Here is a 14,226-nt window from a genome sequence, read left to right as displayed (position 1 = left end):
ATGACCGCCTATCTGAAACTCGACCATATCGACAAATCCTTCGCCCGCGGCGGCCAGGTCAGCGAGGTTCTGAGGGATATCAGGCTGACCATCGACAAGGGCGAATTCGTCTCCATCATCGGCCATTCCGGCTGCGGCAAGTCGACCTTGCTCAACCTGATCGCCGGCCTGACCAAGGTCTCCGCCGGCGCCGTGCTGCTCGAAAACAAGGAAGTCGACAGCCCCGGACCCGAACGCGCCGTGGTGTTCCAGAACCATTCGCTGCTGCCCTGGCTGACCGTCTACGAGAACATCAACCTGGCGGTCTCGAAAGTCTTCGGTCGTTCGAAGAGCAAGGCCGAGCGGCATGACTGGATCATGCGCAATCTCGACCTCGTGCAGATGGCGCATGCCAGGGACAAGCGGCCTGCCGAGATCTCCGGCGGTATGAAGCAGCGCGTCGGCATCGCCCGCGCGCTCGCCATGGAGCCGAAGATTCTGCTGCTCGACGAGCCGTTCGGCGCGCTCGACGCGCTGACGCGCGCGCATCTGCAGGACGCGGTAATGGACATCCATTCCAGGCTCGGCTCGACGACGATCATGATCACCCATGATGTCGACGAGGCGGTGCTCTTGTCCGACCGCATCGTCATGATGACCAACGGTCCGGCGGCAACCATCGGCGAGGTGCTGCCCGTGTCGCTGGCGCGGCCTCGCCGGCGCGTCGAAGTCTCTTCCGACCGCACCTTCCTGCGCTGCCGCGAGGCGGTGTTGAAGTTCCTCTACGAACGCCACCGCTTCGTCGAAGCCGCGGAGTAGACCAATGAGCGAAAAACTCGTCATCATCGGCAACGGCATGGCCCCCGGGCGCATGCTGGAGCATCTCCTGGAACAAGCGCCGGGCCGTTACAGCGTCACCATCTTCAACGCCGAGCCGCGCGTCAATTACGACCGCATCATGCTGTCGCCGGTCCTCTCCGGCGAGAAGGCCTATGAGGAAATCATCATCCATGGCGACGGCTGGTACATCGCCAACAACATCACCCTCTACAAGGGCCACAAGATCGTTGCCATCGACCGGCAGGCGAAGACCGTCACCTCCGACCATGGCGTGACCGAACCCTACGACAAGCTGATCATCGCCACCGGCTCGGTGCCTTTCATCATTCCGGTGCCGGGCCACAATCTGCCCGGCGTGCTGACCTATCGCGATCTCGACGACGTCCAGGCGATGATGCTCGCCGCCCAGTCGCGGGCCAAGGCCGTGGTCATCGGCGGCGGCCTGCTCGGGCTGGAGGCGGCGGCCGGCCTCAACGCGCAAGGCATGGACGTCACCGTGCTGCATGTCATGCCGACGCTGATGGAGCGCCAGCTCGATCCGGCCGCCGGCTATCTCCTGCAGCGCGCCGTGGAGCAACGCGGCATCAAGGTCATCACCAAGGCCAACACCCAGGCAATCACGGGCAACGGCAAGGTCGAGCAGGTGGAACTCGCCGACGGCACGATCATTCGGGCGACGCTGGTGGTCATGGCCGTCGGCATAAGGCCGAACGCGGCGCTGGCGAAAGAAGCCGGCATCGCCGTCAACAGAGGCATCGTCGTCGATGCCGGCATGCGCAGCAACGACCCCGACATCTACGCGCTCGGCGAATGCGCCGAGGTCAACGGCATGGTCTACGGGCTGGTCGCGCCACTCTACGAGATGGCGCGTGTCGCCGCCAGTCAGCTTGCCGGCAACGAAGCGGCCGCTTTCGTCCATATGGACACGCCGACCAAGCTCAAGGTCACCGGCATCGACCTGTTCTCGCTAGGCGACTTCGCCGAGGGCGAGGACCGCCAGGAGATCGTGCTGCGCGACGCCGCCGCCGGTGTCTACAAGCGGCTGGTGCTCAAGGACGACCGCATCATCGGCACCGTGCTTTACGGCGAGACGGCGGACGGCGCCTGGTTCAACGATCTCAAGAAGAAGCAGACCGACATTTCGCAAATGCGCGACACGTTGATCTTCGGCCAGTCCTACCAGGGGGGTGCCCCGCTGGACCCTATGGCGGCCGTTGCAGCCTTGCCGGATGATGCGGAAATCTGCGGCTGCAACGGCGTTTGCAAGGGAAAGATCACCGGCGCGATCACGGCCAAGGGCCTGACCTCGCTCGACGACGTGCGCGCCCACACCAAGGCGTCGGCCTCGTGCGGCTCCTGCACCGGGCTGGTCGAGAAGCTGATGGTGCTGACCCTCGGCGACACCTACAACCCGGCGGCCGTGCAACCCATGTGCTCCTGCACCACGCTCGGCCATGACGAGGTGCGCCGGCTGATCAAGGCCAAGCACCTGAAGACCATTCCCGCCGTCATGCAGGAACTGGAGTGGAAGACCTCCTGCGGCTGCGCCAAATGCCGGCCGGCGCTCAATTACTATCTCGTCTGCGACTGGCCGGACGACTACGCCGACGACTACCAGTCGCGTTTCATCAACGAGCGCGTGCACGCCAACATCCAGAAGGACGGTACCTATTCGGTGGTGCCGCGCATGTGGGGTGGCGTCACCAATGCCGCCGAACTGCGCGCCATCGCCGATGTCGTCGACAAGTTCGAGATTCCGATGGTCAAGGTTACCGGTGGCCAGCGCATCGATATGCTCGGCATCCGCAAGGAAGACCTGCCGGCGGTGTGGGCCGATCTTGGCCAGGCCGGCTTCGTCTCCGGCCACGCCTACGCCAAGGGCCTGCGCACCGTGAAGACCTGTGTCGGTTCCGACTGGTGCCGCTTCGGCACGCAGGATTCGACGGGGCTCGGCATCCGTATCGAGAAATTCATGTGGGGCTCGTGGACCCCGGCCAAGGTCAAGATGGCGGTGTCGGGTTGTCCTCGCAACTGCGCCGAGGCGACCTGCAAGGATGTCGGCGTCATCTGCGTCGACTCGGGCTACGAGATTCATTTCGCCGGCGCCGCCGGCCTCGACATCAAGGGCACGGAGGTGTTGGGCCTGGTGAAGACCGAGGACGAGGCGCTGGAGCATATCGTGGCGCTGACGCAGATGTACCGCGAGCAAGGCCGCTATCTCGAGCGTATCTACAAATGGGCCAAGCGCATCGGCATCCCCGAGATCAAGCGTCAGATCATGGACGATGCGAGCAAGCGCAAGGCCTACTACGAGCGCTTCGTGTTCAGCCAAAAATTCGCCCAGGTCGACCCGTGGTCGGAACGTGTCTCCGGCAAGGACAAGCACGAGTTCCGGCCGATGGCCTCTGTCGGGTTTGCGCAGGCGGCGGAGTGATTAGTATGAACTGGATCGCCATCGGCACCATCTCCGACATCCCGCGCCGTGGCGCGCGCTGTGTCGCCACCCCGCAAGGCAAGGTCGCCGTCTTCCGCACACAGGACGATCAGGTCTATGCCATCGACGACCACTGCCCGCACAAGGGCGGGCCGCTGAGCCAGGGCATCGTCCATGGCGCGGCGGTGACCTGTCCCCTGCACAATTGGGTCATCTCGCTGGAGACAGGCAAGGCGCTCGGCGCCGACGAAGGCGTGGTGCGCACCATTCCGGTCAAGGTCGAGGGCGAGCACCTGTTCCTGGCGCTGGAAGCGCTGGCCAGCCGCGCCGCCTGACCATGGAGATCGACGCAGCACGCGAGGTGAGGACCACCTGCCCCTATTGCGGGGTGGGCTGCGGCGTGCTGGCGAAGGTCGCCGCGGATGGGCAAGTGTCCGTCCGCGGCGACCCCGACCATTCCGCGAATTTCGGCCGGCTCTGCTCCAAAGGGTCGGCGCTGGCCGAGACCATCGATCTCGAGGGCAGGCTGCTCCACCCCGAAATCCACGGCCGCCGGACAGGCTGGAACGAGGCGCTCGACCATGTCGCCTCGACCTTCTCGCAGACCATCGCCGAGCATGGGCCGGATGCGGTCGCCTTCTATGTCTCCGGCCAGTTGCTGACCGAGGACTATTACCTCGCCAACAAGCTGATGAAGGGTTTTGTCGGCTCGGCCAATATCGACACCAACTCTCGCCTCTGCATGGCCTCGTCCGTCGCCGGCCACCGCCGCGCCTTCGGCTCCGACACGGTGCCTGGAAGCTACGAGGACCTGGAACTTGCCGACCTCATCGTGCTGGTCGGCTCCAACCTCGCCTGGTGCCACCCTGTGCTCTTCCAGCGCATCGCGGCGGCCCGGGAAAAGCGGCCGGAGATGAAGATCGTGCTGATCGATCCGCGCCGCACCATGACATCCGATATCGCCGACATGCATCTGGCGATCGCACCGGATGGCGACGTCGCTCTGTTCACCGGCCTGCTCGCCTGGCTCGGCCAGCACAATGCGCTCGACCGCGCCTATATCACCGCGCACACGACCGGCTTCGGGCAAGCGCTCTTTGCTGCCTCCGCGCTCGATCTTGCCGGTGTCGCCGCTGCCACCGGCCTCAGCGAAGACGAACTTGTCCGCTTCTACAGCCTGTTTGCTGCCACCGCGAAGACGGTGACCGTCTACAGCCAGGGCGTGAACCAGTCGTCGTCCGGCACCGACAAGGTCAACGCCATCATCAACTGCCATCTCGCCACCGGCCGGATCGGCAAACCGGGAGCGGGCCCGTTCTCGGTGACCGGTCAGCCCAACGCCATGGGTGGCCGCGAGGTCGGCGGCATGGCCAACATGCTGGCCGCCCATATGGAGATCGAGAACGCCGAGCACCGCGACCGCGTGTGCCGCTTCTGGAATGCGCCTGGCATCGCGCAGAAGCCCGGCCTGAAGGCCGTCGAAATGTTTCAAGGCGTGGCCGACGGGCGCATCAAGGCGCTGTGGATCATGGCCACAAACCCGGTCGATTCGATGCCTGACGCCGATGCCGTCGAAGCGGCGATCAAGGCTTGCTCGTTCGTCGTGGTATCGGACGTTCTGGCGAGCGCCGACACGGTGCGTCACGCCCATGTCCGGCTGCCCGCCACCGCCTGGGGCGAGAAGGACGGCACCGTCACCAACTCCGAGCGCCGTATCTCGCGCCAGCGGTCGTTTCTGGCGGCGCCCGGCGAAGCGCGGCCCGACTGGTGGATCATCGCCGAAGTGGCGCGGCGGATGGGGTTTGGCGAGGCGTTCGCGCATGAGACCCCGGCAGAGATTTTTGGCGAGCACGCCGCGCTGTCCGGGTTCGAGAATGATGGCGTGCGAGATTTCGATATCGGTGCGTATGCCGGGGCCGATGCTGAAAGTTATGCATCACTTGAGCCATTCCAATGGCCAGCCCCCAGCCCACGAGGCGGCACGACGGAGCACCAACCCACCCGCTTCTTCGCCAACGGCAATTTCTACACGCTCGACCGCAAAGCCCGCTTCATCGCCATCCGTCCCACCACCGAAATCCGCACCACCCCTGATTTCCCGCTCATCCTCAACACCGGCCGGATCCGCGACCACTGGCACACCATGACGCGCACCGGCAAAAGCCCGCGTCTGTCCCAGCACATCGCCGAACCCTTCGTCGAAATCCACCCCGTGGACGCGCAGCATCACGGCATTGGCGACGCCGACATCGTGCGCATATCCAGCCCGCGCGGCGACGTGCTGGTCCGCGCCCTGATCACATCTCGCCAGCGCCAGGGCAGCGTCTTCGCGCCGATGCACTGGACCGATCAGTTCGCGGCAAAAGGCCGGCTCGACGCGCTCACCGCGCCGCTGACTGATCCTGTTTCCGGCCAACCGGCGCTAAAACATGTCGCGGCCCGCATCGAGAAATTTGCCGCCAAGGTCTTTGGTTTTGCCGTGACGCGGCAACGTCCGGAAGCGATCAACGCCGACTATTGGGCAGCAGCCCGCTGCAAAGGCGGCTGGCGGGTCGAGCTGGCCTTTGCCGACGACACTGTCGACTGGACAGCCTTCGCCAACTCGCTCTTCAATGCCTTCTCAGCCGAAATGCTCGCCTATCACGACCGCGACGCCGGCCAGCACCGCATCGCCGCCTTCGACGGCGAGCACCTCGTGGGTGCCTTGTTCGTTGCGCCTGACCCGGTCGCGGTGTCGCGCGGCTGGGCGGCTGAACAGTTGGAAACGCCTCATGCCAGCCAACGCGAACGCTTTAGGATCGTCGCCGGCCGCGCCGGTGCCGATCGGCCTGACGCCGGCGCGACCGTCTGCTCCTGTTTTGGCATCGGGGCCAACCAGATCATGGCCGCCGTGGCTGCCGGCTGCACCACTGTCGAAGCCATCGGAGGCGCCCTGAAGGCCGGCACCAATTGCGGCTCCTGCCGGTCCGAGATCCGCGCCATCATCCAGGCCAACCGCGTTCAGGCGGCCGAGTGAGCAGCGCTCCCCGGGGCGTTTGAGCGGCCGGCAGGGCCGCGCCAAACCTGTCCAACTGTTAATTCGACTTGGGGTCGTTTCGGCCATATTGGTTGATGGGGGTGAAAGATGCCGCCATGGACCAGCAATTGGAAATGCCCCTGCAGACGACCGTCGCGCCACGCCGTTCGCGTCGCTGGATTCCCTGGCTGATCTTCATTGCCATTGTCGCCGCGACCGGCGCCTATCTCTATCAGCGTCCGCATGTCGAGGCGAGGCAACCCGGCGGCAGGCGCGGGGCGCAGCCGACGACGATCGGCGCCGCCGCCGTCGAAAAGGGCACGATAGACGTCACCCTCAACGCGCTCGGCACGGTGGCCTCGCTCTCCACCGTCACCGTCAAGCCGCAGGTCACCGGCCCGCTCATCCAGGTGAATTTCAAGGAAGGCCAGGACGTCAGGAAGGGCGACCTGCTGGCCGAGATCGACCCCCGCCCCTTCCAGGCGGCGCTCGCACAGGCGCAGGGCCAGCTGGTGCGCGACCAGGCCATGCTCAGGGATGCTGGCCTCGACCTCGTTCGCGACCAGAAGCTGGTGGCGCAGGGGGCGGCGACGCCGCAGACCCTCGACGCCCAGGTTGCCCTTGTCGCGCAGGACCAGGGCTCCGTCCAGGTCGACCAGGCGATGATACAGACCGCCACGCTCAATCTCGATTATTGCCGCATCCTGGCTCCCGTCGACGGACGGGCCGGCCTGCGCCAGGTCGATCAGGGCAACTATGTCACCCCCGGCGATGCCAACGGCATCGTCATCATCACCCAGGTGCAGCCGATCAGCGTGCTGTTCACCGTGCCCGAGGATGAACTGCCCGCGATCGCGCAGCGCATGCAGCAGGGCGCCACGCTGCCCACGTCGGCCTTCGACCGCGCCGGAGCCAAGAAGCTCGCCGACGGCCAGCTAGAAACCTTCGACAGCCAGATCGACCCGAGCACCGGCACCATCAAGCTGCGGGCGGGCTTCGCCAATGAGACGCGCCTCCTCTATCCGAACCAGTTCGTCAACGTCGCGCTTCTGGTCGACGAGCACAAGGACGTGGCGATCGCGCCGATCGCGGCGATCCAGCGCGGCCTGCCCGGCACCTTCGTCTATCTGGTCAACCCTGACAGCACCGTTGCCGTGCGCAAGGTTACGCTCGGTGTCACCAATGGCGAGCGCGTCGAGATTCTCGCCGGCCTCAATCCCGGCGACCGCGTCGTCGTCGACGGTGCCGACAAGCTCCGCGACGGCGCCCATGTCAACCTTCAGCAGGACGGCCAGGCCCCGGCACAGCCTCGGGCGACGGTGCCAACCCCGGCGGGCCAGACGCCGGCGCAGACATCAGCCCAGACCCCACCAGCAGCAGCGGCGTCGGACGGACAGACGTCGGATGGACAGACGCCAAATGGGCAGACGCCGAATGGGGAGACAACGAACGGACAGGCGCCGGATGGCACGGCGCACAAGCATCAGGGCCGCAAGCACCGTCACGCGGAGTCCGGGCAGCAGCAATGAGCCCGTCGCGCGCCTTCATCCTGCGGCCGGTGGCGACATCGCTGTTCATGGTCGCCATCATGCTGTCCGGCCTCTTGGCCTATCGCTATCTGCCCGTCTCGGCCCTGCCCGAGGTCGACTATCCAACCATCCAGGTGCAGACCTTCTATCCCGGCGCCAGCCCCGACGTCATGACATCCTCGGTCACAGCCCCGCTGGAGGTTCAGCTCGGCCAGATCGCCAACCTCAACCAGATGAACTCCGTCAGTTCGGCCGGCTCCTCGGTCATCACGCTGCAGTTCAGCCTGGCGATCTCGCTCGACGTCGCCGAGCAGGAGGTGCAGGCCGCCATCAACGCCGCCGGCAATCTTTTGCCGGCCGACCTGCCGGCGCCGCCGATCTATGCCAAGGTCAATCCGGCCGACGCGCCGGTGCTGACGCTGGGCTTGACCTCGGCCACCATGCCGCTACGCGATGTGCAGCAGCTTGCCGACACCAGGCTGGCGCAGAAGATATCGCAGCTGCCCGGCGTCGGCCTGGTCAGCCTCAGCGGCGGCCAGCGCCCCGCCGTGCGCGTCCAGGCCGATCCGCGCAAGCTCGCCGCCTATGGGCTCAATCTCGACGATCTGCGCACCACTTTGGGCAGCGCCAACGTCAACACGCCGAAGGGCAATTTTGACGGACCGTCGCGCGCCTACACCATCAACGCCAACGACCAGCTGAAGAGCGCCGACGAATACCGCTCGCTGATCGTCGCCTACAAGGACGGCGCGCCGGTGCGGCTGAGCGATGTGGCCGACGTGGTCGACGCCACCGAGAACAACCGGCTGGCGGCCTGGATGAACAGCACGCCGGCGATCATCCTCAACATCCAGCGCCAGCCCGGCGCCAATGTCATCGACGTGGTCGACCGCATCAAGGCGCTGCTGCCGCAGCTCCAGGCCTCGCTGCCGAACGCCGTCGACGTCAAGGTGCTGACCGACCGCACCACCACCATCCGCGCCTCCGTGCGCGACGTCGAATACGAGCTGACGCTATCGATCATCCTGGTCGTGCTGGTCATTTTCGTCTTCCTGCGCAGCGCGCGCGCCACGCTCATCCCGAGCCTTTCGGTTCCGCTTTCGCTCGTCGGCACGCTTGGCGTCATGTACCTGTTCGGCTTCAGCCTCGACAATCTGTCGCTGATGGCGCTGACCATCGCCACCGGCTTCGTCGTCGACGACGCCATCGTCGTCATCGAGAACGTCGCGCGCTATGTCGAGGAGGGCGCGACGCCGCTGCAGGCGGCGCTGAAAGGGTCGCAACAGATCGGCTTCACCATCATCTCGCTGACCGTGTCGCTGATCGCGGTGCTGATCCCGCTTCTGTTCATGGGCGATGTCGTCGGCCGGCTGTTCCGCGAATTCTCCATCACGCTCGCCACCACCATCCTGATCTCGGCCGTGGTGTCGCTGACGCTGGTGCCGATGGCCTGCGCCAAGCTGCTCAAACCGGTGGCGGCGGTGCGCGAGAACGCCCTGCAGCGCGCCAGCCGCGACTTCTTCGACTGGGTGATCCGCGGCTACGGCCGGGCTTTGACCTGGGTGCTCGACCGACAGACGTTGATGCTGATAGTAGCGGCGGCAACCCTGGTGCTGACGGCGGCGCTCTATGTGGTCATCCCCAAGGGTTTTTTCCCGGTGCAGGACACCGGCGTCATCCAGGCCATATCAGAGGCGCCGCAATCGATCTCCTATGCCGCCATGGCCGAGCGCCAGCAGCAGCTTGCCGCCATCATCCTTAGGGATCCCGATGTCGGCAGCCTGTCGTCCTTCATCGGCGTCGACGGCACCAACACCACGATGAATGTCGGCCGCATCCTGATCAACCTCAAGCCGCATGAGGAGCGCAGTGCCGACATCACCGAGGTTATCACACGCCTGAAACAGGAAGCTGCTTCGGTGGCTGGTGTGACGCTCTACATGCAGCCGGTGCAGGACCTGACCATCGACGGCCAGGTCAGCCGCACCCAGTATCAATTCGTGCTCCAGGACGCCAATGCCGACGAGCTGGGAGAATGGACGCCGAAGCTGCTCGCCAGGCTGAACACGCTGCCGCAGCTCGCCGATGTCGCCAGCGACCTGTCGAACAGCGGCCTTGCCGTCTTTGTCGACATTGACCGTGACCAGGCCGCCCGTTTCGGCATCACGCCGGCGACCGTCGACAACGCGCTCTACGACGCTTTCGGCCAGCGCATGGTCTCGACCATCTACACCACGTCGAGCCAGTCCCGCGTCATTCTCGAGGCCGCCCCGTCCGAACAGGATTCGCTCAAGGCGCTCTCTTCCGTCTACCTGCCCTCGTCGACGGGTGGCGCCCCCGTGCCGCTGTCGGTGGTGGCGACCACCCATGTCGCCACCACGCCGCTGCAGATCACCCATATGGGACAATTCCCCGCTACCACCGTCTCGTTCAACCTGGCGCCAGGCGCGTCGCTCGGCGAGGCGGTCACAGCGATCCAGCAGGCGCAGGCCGACATCGGCATGCCGCTCAGCATCATCACCAGCTTCCAGGGCGCGGCGCGCGCCTTCCAGGCTTCCCTCGACAACACGCTGTTCCTGATCCTGGCGGCGGTGGTCACGGTCTACATCGTGCTCGGCGTGCTCTATGAGAGCTTCATCCACCCCATCACCATCTTGTCGACGCTGCCTTCGGCCGGCATCGGCGCGCTGCTGGCGCTGATGATCGCCGGACAGGACCTGACCATCATCTCGATCATCGGCATCATCCTGCTGATCGGCGTGGTCAAGAAGAACGCCATCATGATGATCGACTTCGCGCTGGACGCGCAGCGCCATGAGGGCAAGACGCCGCGCGAGGCGATCTACCAGGCCTGCCTGCTGCGCTTCCGCCCGATCCTGATGACGACGCTGGCGGCGATGCTCGGCGCACTGCCGCTGATGCTCGGCACCGGCGTCGGCTCGGAACTGCGCCATCCCCTGGGCGTCTCCATCGTCGGCGGCCTGCTGCTCAGCCAGTTGCTGACCCTGTTCACCACGCCGGTGATCTATCTCTGGTTCGACCGCCTCGCCGCCCGCCTGCGAGGTATCGAACCCAATCTGCCCCGTGCCCCCGATCTTCCCCGCGGACATGGCGCGGACGCCAGGCCATGAACCTGTCGGTTCCCTTCATCCGGCGGCCGGTGGCGACGACGCTGTTGACCTTCGGCCTGCTGGCGGCCGGGCTGGTGGCGTTTCCGCAATTGCCGGTGGCGCCGCTGCCGGCGGTCGACTACCCCGTCATCTCGGTATCGGCCTCGCTGCCCGGCGCCAGCCCGCAAGTGGTGGCCAACACCGTCGCCAGCCCGCTCGAGCGGCATCTCGGCGAGATCGCCGACGTCAACGAGATGACCTCGTCGAGCAGCGTCGGCAGCGCGCGCATCACCTTGCAGTTCGGGCTGGACCGCGACATTGACGGCGCCGCGCGTGACGTCCAGGCGGCGATCAACGCCGCGCGCGCCGACCTGCCGTCCAGCCTGCGCTCCAACCCGACCTATCGCAAGGTCAATCCCGCCGACGCCCCGATCCTCATCCTGTCGATGACATCGGACACCTTGTCCAAGGGCCAGCTCTTCGATGCCGCCAGCACCGTGCTGGCGCAGAAACTCTCGCAGGTCGACGGCGTCGGCGAGGTGTCGGTCGGCGGCAGCTCGCTGCCGGCGGTACGCGTCGAACTCAACCCGCAGGTGCTCTATGACTACGGCATCGGGCTGGAGGATGTACGCGCCGCGCTCGCATCGGCCAACGCCCACAGCCCCAAGGGCGCCATCGACGTCGGCGACCAGCGCTACCAGATCTACGCCAACGACCAGGCCAACCAGGCGGACGCCTACCGCTCGCTGATCGTCGCCTACCGCAACGGCGCGCCGGTCCGGCTTTCCGACGTCGGTCAGGTCAATGATTCCGTCGAGAACATCCGCAATGCCGGTCTCGCCAACGGCAAGCCGGGCGTGCTGATCATCCTCAACCGCTCGCCCAACGCCAACATCATCGCGACGGTGGACCGCGTGAAGGCGCTGCTGCCGACGCTGCGAGCCTCGATCTCTCCGGCCATCGACCTGTCGCTGGCGGTTGACCGCTCGACCACCATCCGCGCCTCGCTGAGCGAGGTCGCGCAGACCCTGATGATCGCCATCGGCCTGGTGATCCTGGTGGTCTTCGCCTTCCTGCGCGACGTGCGTTCGGCGCTGGTGCCTATCGTGGCCGTGCCGGTATCCCTGGTCGGCACTTTGGGCGCCATGTACCTGATGGGCTTCAGCATCGACAATCTGTCGCTGATGGCGATGACGGTGGCCACCGGCTTCGTCGTCGACGACGCCATCGTCGTGCTCGAAAACATCGCCCGCCACACCGCGTCCGGCATGGGCCGCATGGAAGCCGCCATCAAGGGCTCCCAGGAAGTCGGCTTCACCGTGCTGTCGATGAGCCTGTCGCTGATCGCCGTCTTCATCCCCATCCTGCTGATGGGCGGCATTGTCGGCCGGCTGTTCCGCGAATTCGCCGTCACGCTGTCGGCGGCGATCCTGGTCTCGCTCGCCATCTCGCTGACCACCACGCCGATGATGTGCTCGATCCTGCTGCGCCCCGGGGGACGGCGCGAGCACGGCCGGCTCTACCGCTTCAGCGAGCGCATCTTCGAGTCCATGCTGGGCTTCTATCGCCGGTCGCTGTCCTGGGCGCTCGACAATCCCCTGCTGATCATGGCGGTGCTGGCGGCCACGCTCTGCCTCAATGGCTACCTTTATGCCACCATCCCAAAAGGCTTCTTCCCGCAGCAGGACACCGGACGGCTGACCGGCTCGATCCAGGCCGACCAGGCGACCTCCTTCCAGTCGATGTCGCAGAAGCTCAGCCAGTTCGCCGGCATCGTCAGCAAGGATCCGGCCGTCGACACCGCGGTCGGCTTCACCGGCGGCGGCCAGACCAATTCCGGCTTCATGTTCGTGTCGCTGAAGCCGCTGGCCGAGCGCAAGATCTCCGCCGACCAGGTCATCGCCAGGCTACGGCCCAAACTGGCCGTGGTGCCGGGCGCCACGCTCTTCCTGCAGGCGGTGCAGGATATACGCGTCGGCGGGCGGCAATCGAACGCGCAGTATCAGTACACTTTGCAAGGCGACAGTTTCGACGAGCTGGCCGAATGGGCGCCAAGGCTGGCGGCGGCATTGCAAACGGAACCCAGGCTCACCGACGTCAACTCCGACCAGCAGAACAAGGGCCTGGAAGCCGACGTCACCATCGATCGCGACACGGCAACGCGCCTCGGCATATCAGCCAGCGAGATCGACAACACGCTCTACGACGCCTTCGGCCAGCGCCAGGTGTCGACCATCTATGTCCAGCGCAACCAGTACCACGTGATCATGGAGGTGGCGCCGCAATACTGGCAGAACCCGGATGCGCTGAAAAAAGTCTATGTCAGCACATCGGGCGGCTCGGTTGGTGGATCGCAGTCGAGCAATGCGGTTGCCGGCACATTCGTCGCACCGGGTCGATCCACCAGCGCCCAGTCGGTCGCCGCCGACGCCGCGCGCAACCAGGCCAACAATTCCATCACCAGCACCGGCAGGACGGCGGCCTCGACCGGTTCGGCGGTCAGCACCGGAGCCGAGACGATGGTGCCGCTGTCGGCCGTCGCGCATTACGGCCCCGGCAGTACGCCGCTGTCGGTCAACCACCAGGGCCTGTTCGTCGCCACGACGCTGTCATTCAACCTGGCGCCCGGCGTCGCCCTCAGCGATGGCGTCGCGGCCATCAACGCGGCGGCGGACCGCATCGGCATGCCGGCCACCATCCATGGCAGTTTCCAGGGCACGGCGCGCGTCTTCCAGGACTCGCTCTCCGACCAGCCGCTGCTGATCCTTGCCGCACTGATCGCCGTCTATGTCGTGCTCGGCATTCTCTACGAAAGCTACGCGCATCCGCTGACCATTCTGTCGACCTTGCCGTCGGCCGGCGTCGGCGCCTTGCTGGCGCTGACCCTTTTCAACATCGAGTTCTCGATCATGGCGCTGATCGGCATCGTCCTGCTGATCGGCATTGTCAAGAAGAACGCGATCATGATGATCGACTTCGCGCTCGCCGCGGAGCGCACTGAGGGCAGATCCGCGCATGACGCCATCTACCAGGCATGCCTGCTGCGCTTCCGCCCGATCATGATGACGACCATGGCGGCATTGTTCGGCGCCGTGCCGCTGGCGATCGGCCTTGGCGAGGGCGCGGAACTGCGCCAGCCGCTCGGCATCGCCATCGTCGGCGGCCTCATCCTGAGCCAGATCCTGACCCTTTACACGACGCCGGTCATCTACATCTATATCGACCGCTTCGGCCGCTGGTGCCGGCAATTGCGCCCGGCGATGCCGCGCTTGCGGACGCTGCGCCCGCAACCGGGCGAATGAACGCCGCCGAACAGCC

Annotated in this window: 7 protein-coding genes; all 7 read left to right on the top strand. The window is 65.8% G+C overall.

Features of this window, described 5'->3' with window-relative positions; genetic code table 11:
* Complete coding sequence (locus tag JG746_RS10815) at nt 1-798, top strand: ABC transporter ATP-binding protein (protein WP_202358120.1); 798 nt, start codon at nt 1-3, stop codon at nt 796-798.
* Between the two features lie 4 nt (nt 799-802).
* Nucleotides 803-3,253, top strand: coding sequence for a nitrite reductase large subunit NirB (nirB, locus tag JG746_RS10810; RefSeq protein ID WP_202358119.1), 2,451 nt, complete (start codon nt 803-805; stop codon nt 3,251-3,253).
* Between the two features lie 5 nt (nt 3,254-3,258).
* Nucleotides 3,259-3,588 carry a nitrite reductase small subunit NirD gene (gene nirD / locus JG746_RS10805; RefSeq protein ID WP_096449738.1) on the top strand — a complete coding sequence of 110 codons (330 nt, stop codon included), beginning with the start codon at nt 3,259-3,261 and terminating at the stop codon, nt 3,586-3,588.
* A 2-nt stretch (nt 3,589-3,590) separates the two neighbouring features.
* Nucleotides 3,591-6,269 carry a nitrate reductase gene (locus tag JG746_RS10800; protein ID WP_202358118.1) on the top strand — a complete coding sequence of 893 codons (2,679 nt, stop codon included), beginning with the start codon at nt 3,591-3,593 and terminating at the stop codon, nt 6,267-6,269.
* 116 nt (nt 6,270-6,385) lie between these two features.
* Complete coding sequence (locus JG746_RS10795; RefSeq protein ID WP_202358117.1) at nt 6,386-7,798, top strand: efflux RND transporter periplasmic adaptor subunit; 1,413 nt, start codon at nt 6,386-6,388, stop codon at nt 7,796-7,798.
* Nucleotides 7,795-10,929: an MdtB/MuxB family multidrug efflux RND transporter permease subunit gene (locus JG746_RS10790; protein ID WP_202358116.1), complete on the top strand. Its 3,135-nt coding sequence runs from the start codon at nt 7,795-7,797 to the stop codon at nt 10,927-10,929. Before JG746_RS10795 ends, JG746_RS10790 begins: the two co-directional genes overlap by 4 nt.
* The gene (locus JG746_RS10785) at nt 10,926-14,210 is read left to right on the top strand and encodes an efflux RND transporter permease subunit (RefSeq protein ID WP_202358115.1); all 3,285 of its coding nucleotides are present in this window, start codon (nt 10,926-10,928) and stop codon (nt 14,208-14,210) included. The genes JG746_RS10790 and JG746_RS10785 overlap by 4 nt, the downstream gene beginning before the upstream one ends.
* Nucleotides 14,211-14,226: the final 16 nt, after the last annotated feature.

The sequence above is a fragment of the Mesorhizobium sp. 113-3-3 genome (genome assembly GCF_016756495.1).
GTDB lineage: Bacteria > Pseudomonadota > Alphaproteobacteria > Rhizobiales > Rhizobiaceae > Mesorhizobium.
This window is presented reverse-complemented; position numbering and strand designations above follow the sequence as displayed.